Genomic DNA, 17,259 nt, shown 5'->3' with positions numbered 1-17,259 from the left:
ACCGGGTCACTCGGAGTAGGAGACCTCAACGCGGTCGGTCTTGGGCAGCAGTTGGCAGCTGAGGACGTAGCCCTCGTCGACCTCCTCGGGGTCGAGGATGCCGTTGTGGATCATCTCGACCTCGCCCGACTTGAGGATGCAGGCACACGCCGAGCACTCGCCCTTGCGGCACGAGAACGGCGCCTTGATGCCCTTGGAGAGCAGGACGTCCAGCAGCGGGGTGTTGCGCGGCCAGTCGACCTCGTGGATCTCGTCGTCGAGTTCCACGATCGCGGTGGCGGGCCCGGTGCCGTCGTCGCTCGGGGTGTCGTCGATGACGATCTCGGCGAACGGGTCGCCCTCGATCGAGGAGAACACCTCGGTGTGGATGAGGTGCATGTCGGCGCCCGAGCGGCGGAGGCCGTCCTTGACGGTCTCCATGAACGGGGCCGGCCCGCAGATGTAGGAGTGACGCTTGGCGGCCACCGGCTGCAGGACGTTGCCGATCATCTCGGCGGTGGGGATGCCGGAGACCGACTCGAGCCAGTGGACCACCGTGAGACGGTCAGGGTGCTCCCGCTGGAGCTTCTGCAGCTCGTCCTTGAAGATCACCGAGTTCTCGTCGCGGTTGGCGTACACCATGACGATGTGTCCGGTGCCCTGCGCGATCGCGGACCGGAGGATGGACATGACCGGTGTGATGCCCGAGCCGGCCGCCAGCAGGATGAAGTCCTGGTCGAGATTCTTGGGGGTGAAGATGCCGGACGGGGCCAGGACGTGCATGTCCATGCCGGCTTCGGCGTTGTCGCACAGCCAGTTCGAGCCGTAGCCGTCAACCGTCCGCTTGACCGTCACCTTGAGCTGCGAGTCCTCGGTGGGCGAGCTCGACAGCGAGTAGCAGCGGGCAACGGATCCGGTCTGGTCGCTCGGGATACGCAGGGTGAGGAACTGGCCCGGCGTGTACCGGAAGTCCGCCTCCGAACCTGCGGGGACGTCGAAGACGATTGACTTGGCGTCCGTGGTCTCCTCGATCACCTCCGCGATCCTGAGTTCGCGAACGAAGGAGCCCAGCTGTGGGGTTTCGGTCATGGGGAAAGCCTATCGGGTGGAGATAGAGGCCCGGCGACGACGATTCCGCGGAGCGGTAGTGCGGCCGCTCCGCGGAATGCTGGTCGGTCGGTCACTCAGGGGCGTAGAATGGGTTGACCATGTGCTCGGCGTCGACCGGGTCGACACCCTCGGCGAGGGTGATCAGGCCCTCGGAGTAGGCGTAGTGGATGCTCGCGAGCATCCGGGGACAGGTGTCCTCGCCCTCGGGGATCTCCCCGCCGGAGCGCCACTCGGAGAGCACGGGGCACTGCTGGTCGCTGCCGTCGCGCCACTGGATGGACGTGTGCTTGTCACTGTTCTTGCGGACGAATGCGCGGGTGCCGCAGCTCCGGCAATCGACAGGTTGGAAGCCGGCGCGCGTGTACGTCTCCCGGTCCAGGCTGGTGTCGGCGTGGAGCTGCGCGGCGCGCGCCGGGTCGGTCTCGTCCCAGGTGGGCGCGCGCCGCGAGTCGTTCTGCTTGAACGTCACTTGTCGGCCTTGGACGCCTTCGCCTCACCGGCGACCTCGGCCATGCCGGTGTACTGGGTCTGCTCGTCGGAGACCTCGGCCTCGCCGGCCTGCTGCTTGCGCATGTTCTCGGCGACCTCCTTCTCCCAGTACTGGTTGGCGGCCGTGGTGTCGACCTCGAACTCGAAGCGCTCCTGCATCTCGGGCTCGACCTTGTCGCGGTCCACGTAGAACTGCTCGTACCAGCGGCGAAGCTGGTAGACGGGGCCGTCCTCCTCGCACAGCAGTGGGTTGGCGATGGACGACTTGCGCTGCCAGATGCGGACGTCCTGGAGGAAACCGTCGCCGAAGAACGTGGCGATCTTGGTGGCCATCTTGGTGGAGGTCTCGTCGTCGAACCCGGCCGGCTTCTTGACCATCAGCCCGTACATGAGCACGAACGAGTTCTGGTCGACCGGGTAGTGGCAGTTGATCAGAATGACCTCGGACTCGAAGTCGCCGTACTGCTGCTTGAGCGGGTTGATCATGAACGCGGGCCCGTAGTACGCGGCCACCGACTCGAGCAGGGTGTCGCCGTACTTGCCCCCGGAGGGGTCGTGGTCCGGACGGCCCTTGGTGTTGAGGTACTGGGTGGCGGTCTGGCCCTCGAACACGTTCTTGAAGTAGGTCGGGAACGCGTAGTGGATGTAGAAGAAGTGGGCCATGTCCACGACGTTGTCGACGATCTCCATGCAGTTGGAGCCCTCGATCTCCAGGCGGTTCCACACCCAGTCGGTCCACTCGCCCGTGTCGTACTCGTCGAGGTAGGGGATCGCGTCCTCATCGCGGGGCGGGTTGCCCTCGTGGTCGTGCCAGACGAAGACGAGGCCGTTCTGCGTCATGGTGGTCCAGGCCCGGGTCTTGGCGCGAAGCGGGACACGCTTGGCGTACGGGATGCCCTTGCATTTGCCGTCGCCGCCCCAGCGCCAGTCGTGGAACGGACAGGCGATGTTGCCGTCCTTGATCTCGCCGTCCGAGAGGTCCCCGCCCAGGTGGCGGCAGTAGCCGTCGAGGACGTTGATGCCGTCGTCATTGGCCCACACGACGAGCTTGGTGCCGAACGCGTGGATGGAGTGCGGCTTGCCGTCGGAGAACTCCTTGACGGTCCCGATGCAGTGCCAGCCGCGCGCGTAGCGATCTCGCACCTCGCCGGTGTCGATCTCGCGGATGGCGCCGGGGGCCTGGGTTGGTGTGGTCATGATGAAGCCTCCTGATGGCATGAGCCTGATGAGAACAGGTTATAGAATCGTGTGAGGGGCCACAACCAATCCCGTCGGTGCTGGCACACCGTGCCAGTCCCGGGGGCGGGAGGGTGGTGTCTGTTGCAAAACTGGAACGTGTTCTAGTCTAGATCACACGCCGCACACATGCCAGAGAGGGATCACATGAGCCAGTACGCCAATCACGAGGTCATCGACCGGATCAAGGCCCTGCTGCCCGGCTTCGCCGAGCGTGCCCAGGAGACGGAGGACCTGCGGAAGGTCCATCCGAAGAACATCGCCGAGCTCGATGAGGCCGGCTTCTTCAAGCTCTGCCAGCCCGCCCAGTGGGGTGGGTACGAGGCCGACATGGAGACCTTCTACACCGCGGCGATGACCATCGCGACGGCCTGCCCGTCGACCGGTTGGTGCGCGAGCATCCTCGGGATCCACAACTGGCACCTGGCGCTGTTCCCGCAGCAGGCCCAGGAGGAGGTCTGGGGCGAGGACCCGACCGTGCGCATCTCCTCGTCCTACGCCCCGATGGGCGCGGCCAAGAAGACCGCCGACGGACTGGTCCTCAACGGCAAGTGGTCCTGGTCCTCCGGCTGCGAGCACGCCGACTGGGTGTTCGTCGGTGGCCCGGTTCTCGACGAGAACGACAAGATGGTAGACTTCTGCACCTTCCTGGTCGAGAAGTCGCAGTACGAGATCCTCGACGTCTGGCACGTCGCCGGCCTCAAGGGCACCGGCTCCAACGACATCCTCGTCAAGGACGCGGTCATCCCGGAGCACCGCGTGCTCTCGTTCGGCCTGATGGCCGCCACCAAGAGCCCGGGCCTCGAGGTCAACACCAACCCGATCTACAAGATGCCGTGGGGCACCATCCACCCCACCACCATCTCCACGCCCATCGTCGGCATGGCGTTCGGCTGCTACGAGGTGCATCGCGAGCACCAGCGTGACCGCGTGCGCGCCGCGTTCGGTACCGCCGTCAAGGACGACCCGTTCGCCAAGGTCCGCCTCGCCGAGGCCGCCGGCGACATCGACGCCGCGTGGCTGCAGCTCATGCGCAACGTGCGCGAGGAGCAGGACATCATCACGGCCGGCGGCTACCCGGACATGACCCTGCGTACCCGCGCCCGCCGCGACCAGGTCCGCGCCACCCAGCGGTCGATCGACGCGATCGGCCTGCTGTTCCAGAACTCCGGCGCCCGCGCCCTGCAGGACACCTCGCCGATCCAGCGCTTCTGGCGTGATGCCAACGCCGGCCGGGTCCACGCCGCCAACGAGGCGACGAAGGCGTACATCATGTACGGGCAGAATGAGTTCGGCGAGAAGGTCACGGACTCGATGGTCTGATCCGTACGACGGATCGAAGGGACTGGCAGAAGATGGCAATCAGCAATTTCGGTTACGTCCGGGTGTTCGCCACGGACATGGACGCGTGGCGCGAGTACGGCACCAAGGTGCTGGGCTTCGTGGTGGGCTCCGGTGATGACCCGAACGCGCTCTACTTCCGTATGGACGACCATCCGCACCGCTGGATCATCGTCCCGGGCGAGGAGGACAAGCTCGGCCAGGTGGGCTGGGAGTGCGCGAACGAGGGCGAGTTCGAGGACGTCAAGTCCCGTCTCGACGCCGCGGGGGTCCCGTGGGAGGAGGCGCCGGAGGAGGTCAAGCGCGACCGCAAGGTCCGTGGCCTCATCACCTGCCAGGACCCGGCCGGGTTCACGCTGGAGATCTACCATACGATCGCGCTGCAGCACCGCCGCATCCCGACGCCGTACGGTCACGAGTTCGTGACCGGCGACCAGGGTGCGGGCCACATCGTCCTGTCCACCCCGGACGAGGTGGCGGCGCTGGAGTTCTACCGCGACGTGCTCGGTTTCTCGCTGCGTGACTCGATGAGTCTGCCGCCGGAGATCGTGGGCCGCCCAGCCGACGGCGAGCCCGCGTGGCTGCGCTTCCTCGGGTGCAACCCACGTCACCACTCACTGGCGTTCACGCCGTTCCCCAACCCCACCGGGATCATCCACCTGATGGTCGAGGTGTCCTCGGCGGACGATGTGGGGCTGGCCCTGGACCGGGCGCAGCGCAAGCAGGTCCGGATGTCGGCGTCGCTCGGCCGCCACGTCAACGACAAGATGATGAGCTTCTACATGAAGACGCCCGGCGGCTTCGACTGCGAGTACGGCTGCGAGGGCATGCAGGTCACCGATGACGAGAAGTGGGTGGCCCGCGAGTCCACCGCCGTGAGCCTCTGGGGCCACGACTTCTCCGTCGGCTTCAAGTAGACGCCTAGGCTGGGCCCACATCCGTATCGCCCGACGGCGGCGCGGGTGTGGGCCCGGCCGTAGCCGCGCCCTCCGCTCGCCCCGAACAACGTCCATGGGAGGACCGACCCGATGAGCAGCACCGAAGACCGCCCCGAGGGCCAGAATTTCTCGAGTCGGGAGCTGCGCGACGCGCTCGGCCAGTTCTGCACCGGCATCACAGTGATCACCGCGGTGGACGAGGGCGCCCCGGTGGGCTTCGCCTGCCAGTCGTTCTCCGCGCTGTCGCTGGAGCCGCCGCTCGTCTTGTTCTGCCCCATGAAGACCTCCGGGTCGTGGAAGGGCATCGAGAAGGCCGGGAGGTTCGCGGTCAACATCCTCTCCGAGGAGCAGGAGGACGTCTCCTCGACCTTCGGCCGTCGTGGTGACGACAAGTTCGCCGAGATCGACTGGGAGCCGAGCCCACTCGGTTCGCCGGTGATCAAGGGCGTCATGGCGTGGTTGGACTGCGAGATCGACCAGGTCCTCGACGGCGGCGACCACTGGATCGTCCTCGGCCGCGTCCACGATCTCGGCCCCACCAAGCGCGACATCCGGCCGCTGCTGTTCTACCGCGGCGCCTACCTCAGCATCGAGGAGGACGTCGTGGACCCCACGCCCGAGCAGGAGGAGTTGGCCAACTTCATCACCTCGGCCGACTCCTACACCTGGCTGTGAGGTAAGCGGCCATGACAGGGAACACCGCCGGGAACGCGACCGGGCCGCTCGCCGCCGCACTGGCCGAGGCCGAGGGGATCATCAGGCAGGCGCCGCACGTGCGCACCGAGGCCGACGTGGCCGAGGGCCTCGACTACCTGCTCGGCACCCTTCGTGGGGTGATCGAGGGGGGTCAGCACCGGGGCCGCACGCACCCGCAGCTGTTCGAGGCGACGGGCCCCTACACCAAGATGGGCCTGGACAACCCGGACACGCTGTACTTCTACGCCAACCTCGCCGACGACGCCGAGTACGTCGTCGAGGGCCGGCGCGGTACCACGGCGGATCTGTCGTTCCAGGTCATGGCGGGAAACTACTCGGCGGACGAGCGCGCAGCGTCGCACGCGGCTTTCGACGACCGCGCCCTGGAGATCGGCACCGACGGCCGGTACTCCTTCCGGATGGGACCGGCGAGATACGACGACGACGAGGGCGACCCCGGTTACGTGGTGCTCCACCCCGGCTCGTCGATGATCGCGGTCCGCGAGGTGTTCTCGGACTGGGCGGTGGAGGAGGCCGGGTCGGCCACGCTCCGTCGTGTCGATGCCGCGGGCACCGCACCCGAGCCCGCCACGGTCGCCGGCCAGGAGAAGTTCTACGCCAAGCTGGCGGAGGCTCTGATCGGGCGGCTCCGGACGTGGCTGGCGTTCCCGGGCTGGTTCTTCGGTGACCAGGAGCGCAACACGCTGTACACGCCCCGCAGCACGCCCGGCGGGCTCACCACGCAGTACTCGTCGGCGGGGATCTTCGAGCTCTCCCCGGATGAGGCCATGGTGATCTCGGTGCCCGTCGCCGGGGTGCCCTACCAGGGCTTCCAGCTGGGCAGCATGTGGTATGCCTCGCTCGACTACGTGCACCACCAGACCAGCCTCACCGCCGACCAGGCGCACGTGGACTCCGACGGTATGGTCCACCTGGTGCTCTCCGAGCAGGACCCGGGTCTGGCCAACTGGCTCGAGCTGCTCGGCCACCGCGAGGGGATCATGCAGTTCCGGTGGCAGCGGGTCGATGGCCCCATCACCCCGGAGCAGGGCCCGACGCTGAAGGTCGTGCCCTTCGATTCGCTGGCCGACGAGGTGCCCGGGTACGCCGACCAGCGGGTGAGCCCTGAGCAGTGGCGCGAGCGGATCGCCGCGCGGCAGCAGGCGTTCGCACGCCGCGGACTTTCGTAGGAGGGGCCTGTCATGAGTGACGACGCCGACCGGGTCCATGTGGGGACCGTCGAGGACCTGCACGCCAGCGCCTCGCGCGCCGTCGGACTGGAGGATTTCGGGGACGGTGCCGACGCCCATCGCGAGGCCCTGGGTGTCCTGCTCGAGTCCCTGCACACCGACGCCGGCCTGACCCCCGCGGGCAGCAAGTACTGGCGCTCGGTCCTCAAGAGCGCGCTGACCGCCAGGCTCATGGCGAACGCCGGGTTCGCGGCCGCGCCGGAGCAGACGGGCGTGGAGATCGAGCGGCCCGTCGTCGTCACCGGGTTGCCCCGCACCGGCACCACGGCGCTGCACCGGCTCCTCGGTGCCGACCCAACCAACCAGGGGCTCGAACTGTGGCTCACGGAGGTGCCGCAGCCGCGTCCGCCGCGCGAGAGCTGGGAGGACGACCCCGCCTACGTCGGGCTGCGCGACCTGTACGCCGGGTTCATGTCCGAGAATCCCGACTACGGCGGTGTGCACTACATCTCCGCCGACGACCTCGAGGAGTGCTGGCAGCTGCTCCGTCAGTCGGTGACGTCGGCGTCGTACGAGTGCCTCGCCCGGCTCGACGGCTACTCGAGCTGGCTCCAGGGTGCCGACTGGGCGCCCGCGTACCGGCGGCACAAGCGCAACCTGCAGCTCATCGGGGCCAATGACCCCGGACGTCGCTGGGTGCTCAAGAACCCCAGTCACCTGTTCACGCTCGACGCGCTGCTCGAGGTGTATCCGGACGCCGTGGTGGTGCAGACGCATCGGGATCCGCGGAAGTCGATGGCCTCGATGTGCTCGCTCGCGCACCGCACCGCCGCAGACTGGTCGACGCGTTTCACGCCCGAGTACATCGGTGAGTCCCAGCTGGAGATGTGGGCGCGTGGCGTCGAGACCTTCGATGCCGTTCGGACCCGGCACGAGGCGGACCCGGCGTCGAGGGCGACGTTCGTCGACGTGGAGCACCGTGAGTTGGTGCGCGACCCCGCCGGCGTGGTCGAGCGCGTCTACGCGGCCGCCGGGGAGACGCTCGACGACGATGTGCGTGCGGCCGTCGAGGCGGAGAACTCCAGGAGCCTGTCCGGTGACCGCGCGCCCGCTCACAGGTACACGCTCGCCGACTACGGGCTGAGCGAAGCGCAGATCGCCGAGCGCTTCGCCGGCTACCGCGGCCTCGACACCTGATCCCTCACGCCCGCGCCGTCCCTCACGCCCGCCCCGCCGCCCCGCCGCGCCGCTGCCCCGCCGCGCCGTGCGCCCCGTCTCGGCCCCCAGCAGGCGGTTGCAAGACACGCCCCTCGAGTTGCACGACACGTGGTGCGAGAAATCGCCGTAGAAGCGCACCGGATGTCGTGCTTCTGGCTATTGATGTCTTGCAACCGCGGTGGGCGGTGAATCAGCCTCGGGGCGGTACCGGACCCGGCAGGCCGATCACCGGCAGTGTCGGCAGGCAGCGCGGGGTGACTGCGCTGTCCGGGTCGAGCGCGTTCAGGGTGAGGTCGATCGTGCGCGGGTCCACGGCGAACGACGCGTGGTCGGCCATGTCCTGCGGGCAGCCGTCCTGGACGACGATCTGGGTCGCGCCCGGGACGTGCACGAATGCCGCCGACGGGGGAGAGGCCTGGTCGTGGATACCGGCGAGGATCGTGTAGTCCGTCTCGCGGTGGAACGGGGTGCCGCCCACGGCCCAGAGGTCGTCTATGAAGGCCGCGTCGGGCAGGCCGTCCCCGAACGGGCTGGCCCGGAATGTGTTCTCCACGGACGCCCCGGCCTCCGGGCCGGCACCGGGGATGAGGTCGGCATTGCCGTAGAGATTGCCCGCGAGCAGCACCGCCCGCCCGACCTTGCCCGGCCGGTCGACCTTCGCCAGGTGCGCTGCCACCGGCACGCCGGCGGACAGCCCGATCAGATCGACCTTCTCCGCACCGGTACCCGCGAGTACGCGGTCGATGTAGTCGGCCATCTCGTCCTGCGCCTGACGGAACGGTGCCCGGGTACCGATGCCGGGATGATCGGGCAGTGCGCCCCAGGTGGGGGCGAACACGCAGTAGCCCTCCTCGACCAGCGTCGGCACCATGCCGCTCCACTGGTTGAGCCCGTTGCCGCCCATGCCGTGCAGCAGGATCACGGGATTCGGGTGCTCGGCGGACGGGCGGCAGGACCAGTCGTCGGTGCCGGGCCACGGCTGGCCGGGATTCAGGAGGTTGAACATCCCGCCGGACGCGTTGGTGTGGTCGATCGGCGCTGCGGTGGCGGCGCCCGTACCCATGACGAGCGCGGCGGCGGCAGCCAGTAGGGCGCGGCTGACGGATGGACGGCTGACGGGCATGCGGCGCTCCGGGACTCAGGTGCGGGTGAGCGCAGACGCTAGCAGCCGCGACACGCCCGTGGTGGCCGCTTCACGCACCCCCGTGTCGGCCCCGGCGCGCCTGAGGCTAGAGGTACTCGGCCACGGCACTGACGATCCGGTCGGCCACCTCCGGCTTGCACACGAGCAGGTCGGGGAACTCGATCTCGTCGACGTTGTACTGCAGGTCCGTCCCGTCGAGGTGGCTGGCGTGCAGGCCGCGCTGCGTCACCACGCCGTAGGTCGCGGCGGAGTCCCACTGATGGTGGCCGCTGGTGTGGATGAAGGCATCGCACTCGTCCTCGACCACCGTCGCGGTCTTGCCGCCGCCGGAACCGAGGTGGGTGAGCGTGGCGTCGAGCTCGGCGGCCAGTTCCTCGGCGAACGCCGGCGGCTCGGCCTCGGACACGGCGATGCGGAGCCGATCGTCCGTGCGGGGAGGGACCAACGGCCCGGGCCGGGGGCCACGGATGATCGACATCGGCTGGTAGGTGGTGGCGCCTCGCCCGGTGAGGACCCGGCCGTAGGCGGGCATGGCGATCGCACACGCGGTGATGCCGCCGACGCCCTCGGGGTCCGTCTCCCACAGCGCCACCTGCACGGCCCAGTCGGGGCGGCCCTGAGTGACGTACGAACGCACCCCGTCGAGGGGGTCGAGGAACCAGACCCGGTCGGCCTCGAGCCGGGCCCGCGACTCGGGATCCCACTCCCCGAACACCACGTCATCGGGCCGGGCGACGGCCAGCCGGTCCACCATGACGGCCTGAGCCTCGCCCTCGGCGAACGCGCCCAGATCCTCCGGCGCGACCCTGGAGACCCGGAGATCGGTGAGCAGACGCCCGGCCTGAGCTGCCAGGTCCTCGGCGAGTCGTTGGTCGTTGGTCCGTCCGTGCTCGGGGAAAGGGCTCATGGGGCAGATTCTAGAGGTCCGGGCTAGAGCCCCGCGGCGACCTCCAGTGCCGAGAGGAGCTCGTGGGGCTGACCGAGCAACTGCGCGGTGCCGTGTGCACGTTTGAAGAACAGGTGCGTGTCGTACTCCCACGTGATCCCCACGCCGCCGTGGAGCTGGATCGACTCACCGGTGATCCACTGCAGCGCCTCCGAGCAGTAGACCTTGGCGGCGGCCGCCTCGATCTCCGCGGCGTAGGCGGCGGCGTCGGCCTCGGGGCCGTCCGCGAGCTCCTGCGCCTGCGCGACCAGCGCGGCGGCCGAGTAGGACAGCGAGCGGGCCGTCTCGACACGGACATACATCTCCGCCATGCGGTGCTTGAGCGCCTGGAACGAGCCGATCACGCGACCGAACTGCTTGCGCTCCTGCGTGTACTGCACGGTCGCGTCCAGCACGGCACGGGCGGCGCCGACCTGCTCGGCCGAGATCGCGGCCCACGCCGCGGCCCGCAGGCGCGACAGGAAGCTGTGGCGGGTGGCGACCGGCGTCGCCGCGGCGGAGTCGAACTCCACGCGCGACAGGGTGCGGGTGGGGTCCATGACCGGCACGCGCGTGATGGTCACGCCGTCGGCGGAGGCGGGCAGCTCGAACAGGCCCACGGTGTCGTCGGTGACGGCCACGACCAGCAGTGTCGACGCGGTGTCCGCGCCGAGCACATGGTGGGCGGTGCCGATCAGTGACACGGAGGCCGAGCCGACGGGGGAGTCGGCAAGCACACCGGGGGTGGCCCAGCCGCCCGCGCCGGCCCAGCACAGCGCGACCTGCTCACCGGCGGCGATGCCGGGCAGGAGGCGGGCGGAGGCCTCGGCGTCGCCGGCGGCGAGCACGGCCTGCGCGGACAGCACGGCCGAGCCGAGCATGGGCGACGGGGTGAGCCGACGGCCGAGCTCCTCGCACACCAGGTGCGTCTCGACCCAGGTGGCGCCGGCGCCGTCGAATTCCTCGGGGATCGACAGCGCGGCGGCGCCGATCTGCTCGACCAGCGTCGACCACAGTGCCGGGTCGTAGCCGTCGTCGGAGTTCATCGCCGCACGGACGGCCTCCGAGTCGGACTTCTTCTCCAGCAGCGAGGCCACCGACCGGCGCAGGGCGGCCTGTTCGTCGGTGTCGACGCCGGGGGAGGCGGCCGGGACTGAGTCCGCGGAGGAGGTGGCAGACGCGGTCATCGCGCGGCCTCCAGCGAGTCGAGCACGCGGCCGCGGTGGTAGCTCTGCGTGCCCCAGGCGGTCTGCAGGGCGCGGGTCTTGGTCAGCCACAGCCCCAGGTCGTGCTCGAGGGTGTAGCCGATCGCCCCGTGGACCTGCAGGGCGGTGCGGGCCGACAGGTAGGCGGCGTCGGCCACGGCCACGCGGGCGGCGGAGACGTCGCGGACGGCGGCCTCCGGATCACCCGGGTTCTCGGCGATCGCCAGGGCGCCCGCCCACAGTAGCGGCCGCGCCATCTCCAGCGCGATGGCCACGTCGGCGAGCTGGTGCTTGAGCCCCTGGTACTCGCCGATGAGCTTGCCGTACTGCTTGCGCTGCTTTGCGTAGTCGACACTCATGGTGAGCATCGCCTGGCCCAGTCCCATGAGCTGGGCGGCGGTGCCGATCGCGCCGTGGTTGATCAGGTCGACCGTGCTGTGGGCGGCCACCCGGCCGCCGCGGGTCGGGGCGGTGACGGTGCGGGCCCGGTCGACCGACCGGCGGGACTCGTCGGCGGTGCCGGTGAAGACCTCGTCGTCGTCGACAACCCACAGGTACTGCGCGGCGTGGGCGTCGGGTGCGAACGGGGAGACCCCCGGCGCGGCCACCGAGGCGAGCGTGCCAGCGGCGAGCTCGCCGGCGACGTCGCCGAACTCGGAGTCGCCGCCGAGCGCGGCGGCGATGCGCGGCGCGACCATGACCGACTCCACGACCGGGCCGGGCACTGCGTGGCGACCCAGGACCTCGAGCGCGGTGACGGCCTCTACGGCCGTGGCGCCTGCCCCGCCGGCCTCCTCGGGCACGAGAAGCGCGGCGGCACCGGTCTCGGCGATGCGGCCCCACACGGCGGTGCCGGGCGCGGTGTCACCGTCGGCCCAGGCGCGGATGACCGACGGCATGTCGGACTTGGCCAGTAGGGAGTCGATGCTCGCGGCGAAGTCGGTGATGTCGGGATCGAGTGCGAAATCCATGGTGTCCCCCGTTATCCGCGCGGAAGGCCGAGAAGGCGCTCGGCGATGATGTTCTTCTGGACCTCGTTGGTGCCCGCGTAGATGGGCCCGGAGAGGGCGAACAGGTAGCCGTCCATCCACTGCTCACCGGCGAGCTCGCCCGCGGTGTCGAGAATGTCCAGCGCCGTCTCGTGGGTCGCGATGTCCCACTTCGACCAGAAGACCTTGTTGATGGAGGACTCGAAGCCCAGGTTGGCCCCGCCGGTGAGCTTGGTGACCGTGTTCCAGGTGCTCAGCTCGTAGGCGCGGGAGCCGATCCAGGCGTCGACCACGCGGTCCGCCAGCGCGCCACGGTTGCGCTCGTCCAGCTCGGACTCGGCGCCGGACCACAGCTCCAGCAGCCGGTCCGTGGTGGCCAGGAACCGACCGGGCGAGCGCAGCGACAGGCCGCGCTCGTTGTTGGCGGTGGACATGGCCACCTTCCAGCCCTGGTTGACCTCGCCGATCACGCCGGACTCGCCCGGGTTCGCGGGATCATCGGGAACGAACACGTCCTCGAGGAACAACTCGGCGAAGCCGGGCAATCCGTCCAGCTGGTCGATCGGGCGCACGGTGACGCCCTCGGCCCGCAGATCGAACATGAAGTAGGTCAGGCCCTTGTGGCGCGGCTCGTCCGGGTCGGTACGGAACAGGCCGAAGCCCTTGTCGGCGAACGAGGCGCGGGTCGACCACACCTTCTGACCGTTCAGGACCCAGCCGCCGTCGACGCGCTTGGCGGTCGAGCGCAGCGAGGCCAGGTCGGACCCGGCCTCCGGCTCGGACCAGGCCTGCGCCCAGATGTCGTCGGCGCGGGCCATGCGCGGCATGATCCGCTCGAGCTGCTCGGGGGAGGCGTGGTCGAACAGCGTCGGGGCCAGCAGGAAGATGCCGTTCTGGCTCACCCGCAGGGGCGCGCCGGCGCGGAAGTACTCCTCCTCGAACACCACCCAGTTGACCAGGCCGCAGTCGCGCCCGCCGTACTCGGCGGGCCAGGACACGACCGACATGCGGGCGTCGGCCATCTTCGCCTCCCACGCGCGGTGGGCCTCGAACCCCTCGGCGGTGTCCATGTGGGGAAGCGGCTCGGCCGGCACGTTCTCGGCCAGCCACTGCCGCACCTCGAGGCGGAATTCCTCGGTCGCGGCGTCCAGATCCAGGTCCACGCCTCAGCTCTCCTTGTTCGTGTCGGTGTTGCCCTTGTTGGCGCTGTCGCGCATCGACCGGGCGTCCATGCCGCCGAGGGAGGCGGAGAACGAGTCGGTGTCGTCCGGCTCGGCGTTGGCGGAGTGGGAGAACATGTGCCAGCCGAACGCGGTGTCCAGCGAGGTCTGCAGCCCCATCTGGTCCTCATTGGAGTTGATGACCTTCTTGGCCAGCGTCAGCCCGAACGGCGGCATGCCCTTGATCTCGCCGGCGATCTCGTCGACCTTCGCCTGCAGCTCGTCGCGCGGCACGACGTGGTTGAGCATCCCCCAGTCCAGCGCCTCGGCGGCACCGAACCTACGACCGGTGTAGAGGATCTCCTTGGCGCGCCGCGGCCCCAGCACGAAGGCGTGCGCGAAGTACTCGACGCCCGGGATGCCCATCTTCACCACCGGGTCGGAGAAGAACGCGTCGTCGGAGGCCACGATGAAGTCGCAGACCCACGCCAGCATGAGTCCGCCGGCGATGCACGCGCCGTGCACCTGGGCGATCATCGGCTTGGGGATCTCACGCCAGCGCCGGCACATCTGCACGTAGACCTCGGTCTCGCGCGCGAGCCGCCGGTCACCGCCGCCGCGGGTGGTGTGGTCCCACCAGATCGAGGCGCGGTTGGTGTACTGCACGTGGTGGTCGCGCTCGGTCGTGCCGATGTCGTGCCCGGCCGAGAAGTGCTTGCCGTTGGCGCGCAGGACGATCACGCGAACGTCCGGGTCCTCGACGGCCTTGATGAACGCGTTGTCCAGCGAGTACGTCATGACCGAGTTCTGCGCGTTGCGGAAGTCCGGCCGGTTGAGGGTGACGTACGCGGTGCCGTCGGTGACCTCGTACGCCACGGGCTGCGTGTCCGGGCCGAGGTCGTCTACCTCGAGGACCGGGGGGATGGGTGCGTCGGTCATGAGCTGGGACTCTCCTTACCTAGCAAGTGCTTGGTTGGTACTGTACCGGACTTCGCGCGCGGGCCCGATTCAGACGCCTCGTCTCAGACGCCGTAGCCGCCGTCGACGTCGAGCTTCTGGCCCGAGATGAACCCGGCCCGGTCGGAGGCGAGGAACGTCACGGCCTCCGCGATGTCGCCGGCCGAGCCGAACCGCCGCAGCGGGATGTTGCCGCGCGTGATCTCCAGCGCCCGCTCGTCGAGGTCGCCCGAGGCGATCAGCCGCGACGCCATGCCGTCGGTGAGCATCCCCGGCCCCACGCAGTTCAGGCGCACCCCGTACCGCCCCTCCTCGGCCGCGAGGCCGCGCACGAGCTGCTCGACCGCGCCCTTGGGGCCGGCCGACAGGCCGTCGCGTACGGGGTAGCGGGTGGTGGCGGCGGTGGTGACGACGACGACGTTGCCCGCCACCGCACGCAGATGCGCCAGCGCCGGGTGCACCAGCGCGAAGAACCCGGCGGCGTCCTCGTCCAGCTGGCGCCGGAAATCGGCCGGCGATACGCGCGACAGGTGGACCATGGGCACGTGCGGGCCGGCGCAGTGGGCGAGGACGCGGATGCCGCCGAAGCGGGTTCCGATCCGGTCGACCGTGGCCGCGAGGGCGGCGTCTGCGTCGTCGTCGTTGTCGTCGTCGGAGTCGTCATGGACCGCGAGTCGTTCGCACTGCACGGTGCGCCCGTCCCCGCCCAACTCCCGCGCCAGGTCGACCGGCTCGGTCGAGCGGTACCCCAGCACCATCGGCGCGCCCGGGAACTCGACGGCCAGGCGGCGCGCGACGGCCGCCCCGATCCCGCCCGAGGCGCCGGTCACCACCACGGCGCCAACGGTGGGGGCGTCCGCATCTGCTGCGCTGCTCATCGCAGGTCCGTCTTGAGGATCTTGCCGGAGGGGTTGCGCGGGAACGCGTCGAGGAACTCCACCGTCCGCGGCCGCTTGAAGTTCGCCAGGTGGTCGGCGGCGAAGTCCATCACGTCCTGCTCGGTGAGCTCCGAGCCCTCGCGGCGCACGACGAACGCCTTGCCGACCTCGCCCATCCGCTCGTCCGGAACGCCGATCACCGCGGACTCCACCACGCCGTCCAGGCGCGCGAGCGTCTGCTCGATCTCAGCGGGGTACACGTTGAAGCCGCCCGTGATGTACATGTCCTTGAGCCGGTCGGTGATGCGCAGGTTGCCGTTCTCGTCGATCTCGCCCACGTCACCGGTGTGGAGCCAGCCGTCGGCGTCGAGCGTTGTGGCGGTGTTCTCGGGGTCGTCGAGGTAGCCCTGCATGACCATGGGGCCGCGGGTGAGGATCTCGCCCTTCTCGCCGATCCGGATCTCCATGCCGGGGTACGCGCGGCCGCAGGTGGTGGCCACGGTGACGGCGTCGTCGGTGGGGCGGCAGGTGGTGATGAAGCCCATCGTCTCGGTCTGCCCGTAGGCGGTGATGACGGTCTCCAGGCCCAGATCGGACTGCATGCGCTCGACCAGCACGACCGGCACCACGGCGGCGCCGGTCACGGCCAGCCGCAGCGACGACAGGTCGTACTGGCCGCGCATCGGCTCGTCGAGGAGGGTCTGGAAGATCGTCGGCGCGCCGGGTAGGACGGTGGCGCGCTCGTCCTGGATCAGCCGCAGCGTCTCGGCGGTGGAGTACACGGCCAGCGGGATGATCGGCGCGCCGAACAGCACGCACACCAGGAAGCCGGCCTTGTAGCCGAAGCTGTGGAAGAACGGGTTGACGATGAGGTAGCGGTCGGTCTCGGTGAGCTCGCCGTTGCTGCCCCACGCGTGGGCGCCGGCGACGGTCTGGCGGTGTAGCGCCACGACGCCTTTGCTCTTACCGGTGGTGCCCGAGGTGAAGAGGATGTCGGCCACGTCGTCGCCGGTCACCGCGTCGGCGCTGGCGTCGGCGCGGCTGAGGAGTCCGTTGGTGGCGCGGGCTCGGAGGTCGGAGTAGTCGACGACGTCCACGCCCGCACCGTCGGCGGTCACCGTGTCGCCACCGTCGAGGGGGATCCGCACCACGGTCTTGAGTTGCGTGGACTCCGCCAGCGAGCCGCCGGCCGCGGCCGTGAGGTCCGCGATCCGCTCGGCGCCGAGGAACGCCCCGGCCACCACGGCGGCGACCGCGCCCGTGCGCTGGATCAGCTCGAGCGTCTCGCTGCCGGTGTAGCGGGTGTTGGCCGGCACGACGGTGGCGCCGACGTACTGCGCGCCGAGTGCGGCCACCACCCAGTGGTGCGTGTTGGGCGCCCAGATGACGATCCGGTCGCCGGCCTCGACCCCGCGGTCGAGCAGGCCGGCGGCGAAGTGGCGGACCTCGTCGAGGAGCTCGGCCCAGGTCCAGCGGGTGTCCTGGCCGGGTTGGACGTCGATGATCGCCTCGCGGTCCGCCCACAGGGTCGCTGCTCGTCGCAGCGCGGCGGGGATGGTGTCCACGGGCTGGCGGTCGGCTGGTGCGCGGTCGGTCATCGCGGGCTCCTCAGGGCTGCGGGTGTGGCGGAGGCAACCCTACCAAGCAAGTGCTTGGTGGCGCGGTCCGCCGTGGCTGGCTGCGTCTGCGCCATCCCGCCGCCTCGCCGCCTCGCCGCCTCGCCATCCCGCCGACCCGTCGTGCACCGCCTCGTCCCGCCGCCCCGCTGACTATCCGCCCGGTTGCAAGACAACTGCTCACGTTT

Annotated in this window: 16 protein-coding genes; 5 read left to right on the top strand and 11 right to left on the bottom strand. The window is 69.8% G+C overall.

Annotation, left to right across the window (positions count from 1 at the left end; all coding sequences use genetic code 11):
* Nucleotides 1–6: 6 nt before the first annotated feature.
* The 3 genes from ACWGLC_RS09220 to ACWGLC_RS09210 form a co-directional block, all read right to left on the bottom strand.
* A complete protein-coding gene (locus tag ACWGLC_RS09220) occupies nucleotides 7–1,068 on the bottom strand; it encodes a 2Fe-2S iron-sulfur cluster-binding protein (protein ID WP_452099605.1) in 1,062 nt (353 codons plus the stop codon).
* A gap of 91 nt (nucleotides 1,069–1,159) precedes the next feature.
* Nucleotides 1,160–1,558: a hypothetical protein gene (locus tag ACWGLC_RS09215; protein WP_230931040.1), complete on the bottom strand. Its 399-nt coding sequence runs from the start codon at nucleotides 1,556–1,558 to the stop codon at nucleotides 1,160–1,162.
* On the bottom strand, nucleotides 1,555–2,775 hold the full coding sequence (locus ACWGLC_RS09210; protein WP_452099604.1) for a Rieske 2Fe-2S domain-containing protein: 1,221 nt from the start codon (nucleotides 2,773–2,775) through the stop codon (nucleotides 1,555–1,557). The genes ACWGLC_RS09215 and ACWGLC_RS09210 overlap by 4 nt, the downstream gene beginning before the upstream one ends.
* A gap of 186 nt (nucleotides 2,776–2,961) precedes the next feature.
* Here ACWGLC_RS09210 and hsaA point away from each other — a divergent pair, with 186 nt between their 5' ends.
* The 5 genes from hsaA to ACWGLC_RS09185 all read left to right on the top strand — a co-directional run bounded on the left by hsaA (nucleotide 2,962) and on the right by ACWGLC_RS09185 (nucleotide 8,176).
* On the top strand, nucleotides 2,962–4,137 hold the full coding sequence (hsaA, locus tag ACWGLC_RS09205) for a 3-hydroxy-9,10-secoandrosta-1,3,5(10)-triene-9,17-dione monooxygenase oxygenase subunit (RefSeq protein ID WP_452099603.1): 1,176 nt from the start codon (nucleotides 2,962–2,964) through the stop codon (nucleotides 4,135–4,137).
* 32 nt (nucleotides 4,138–4,169) lie between these two features.
* Nucleotides 4,170–5,072 carry an iron-dependent extradiol dioxygenase HsaC gene (gene hsaC, locus ACWGLC_RS09200; RefSeq protein ID WP_452099602.1) on the top strand — a complete coding sequence of 301 codons (903 nt, stop codon included), beginning with the start codon at nucleotides 4,170–4,172 and terminating at the stop codon, nucleotides 5,070–5,072.
* A 111-nt stretch (nucleotides 5,073–5,183) separates the two neighbouring features.
* Entirely contained in the window at nucleotides 5,184–5,768 is a 585-nt protein-coding gene (gene hsaB / locus ACWGLC_RS09195; RefSeq protein ID WP_264886742.1) for a 3-hydroxy-9,10-secoandrosta-1,3,5(10)-triene-9,17-dione monooxygenase reductase subunit, read from the top strand.
* 11 nt (nucleotides 5,769–5,779) lie between these two features.
* Nucleotides 5,780–6,979: a hypothetical protein gene (locus ACWGLC_RS09190; RefSeq protein WP_452099601.1), complete on the top strand. Its 1,200-nt coding sequence runs from the start codon at nucleotides 5,780–5,782 to the stop codon at nucleotides 6,977–6,979.
* Between the two features lie 12 nt (nucleotides 6,980–6,991).
* Entirely contained in the window at nucleotides 6,992–8,176 is a 1,185-nt protein-coding gene (locus tag ACWGLC_RS09185) for a sulfotransferase family protein (protein WP_452099600.1), read from the top strand.
* A 211-nt stretch (nucleotides 8,177–8,387) separates the two neighbouring features.
* On the opposite strand, the gene ACWGLC_RS09180 is transcribed toward ACWGLC_RS09185, so the two are convergent.
* The 8 genes from ACWGLC_RS09180 to ACWGLC_RS09145 all read right to left on the bottom strand — a co-directional run bounded on the left by ACWGLC_RS09180 (nucleotide 8,388) and on the right by ACWGLC_RS09145 (nucleotide 17,053).
* Entirely contained in the window at nucleotides 8,388–9,320 is a 933-nt protein-coding gene (locus tag ACWGLC_RS09180; protein WP_452099599.1) for an esterase/lipase family protein, read from the bottom strand.
* 106 nt (nucleotides 9,321–9,426) lie between these two features.
* A complete protein-coding gene (locus ACWGLC_RS09175; protein ID WP_452099598.1) occupies nucleotides 9,427–10,248 on the bottom strand; it encodes an inositol monophosphatase family protein in 822 nt (273 codons plus the stop codon).
* 23 nt (nucleotides 10,249–10,271) lie between these two features.
* Nucleotides 10,272–11,453 (bottom strand): acyl-CoA dehydrogenase family protein, encoded by a 1,182-nt coding sequence (locus tag ACWGLC_RS09170; RefSeq protein WP_452099597.1) that lies wholly within the window; start codon nucleotides 11,451–11,453, stop codon nucleotides 10,272–10,274.
* A complete protein-coding gene (locus ACWGLC_RS09165) occupies nucleotides 11,450–12,442 on the bottom strand; it encodes an acyl-CoA dehydrogenase family protein (RefSeq protein ID WP_452099596.1) in 993 nt (330 codons plus the stop codon). The genes ACWGLC_RS09170 and ACWGLC_RS09165 overlap by 4 nt, the downstream gene beginning before the upstream one ends.
* Before the next feature lie 11 nt (nucleotides 12,443–12,453).
* Nucleotides 12,454–13,623: an acyl-CoA dehydrogenase family protein gene (locus ACWGLC_RS09160; protein WP_452099594.1), complete on the bottom strand. Its 1,170-nt coding sequence runs from the start codon at nucleotides 13,621–13,623 to the stop codon at nucleotides 12,454–12,456.
* 3 nt (nucleotides 13,624–13,626) lie between these two features.
* The gene (locus ACWGLC_RS09155; RefSeq protein ID WP_452099593.1) at nucleotides 13,627–14,559 is read right to left on the bottom strand and encodes an enoyl-CoA hydratase; all 933 of its coding nucleotides are present in this window, start codon (nucleotides 14,557–14,559) and stop codon (nucleotides 13,627–13,629) included.
* 83 nt (nucleotides 14,560–14,642) lie between these two features.
* Nucleotides 14,643–15,455, bottom strand: coding sequence for an SDR family NAD(P)-dependent oxidoreductase (locus ACWGLC_RS09150; protein WP_452099592.1), 813 nt, complete (start codon nucleotides 15,453–15,455; stop codon nucleotides 14,643–14,645).
* Complete coding sequence (locus ACWGLC_RS09145) at nucleotides 15,452–17,053, bottom strand: FadD3 family acyl-CoA ligase (protein WP_452099591.1); 1,602 nt, start codon at nucleotides 17,051–17,053, stop codon at nucleotides 15,452–15,454. The genes ACWGLC_RS09150 and ACWGLC_RS09145 overlap by 4 nt, the downstream gene beginning before the upstream one ends.
* Nucleotides 17,054–17,259: the final 206 nt, after the last annotated feature.

Source organism: Dietzia sp. NPDC055877, from assembly GCF_053615975.1.
This window is presented reverse-complemented; position numbering and strand designations above follow the sequence as displayed.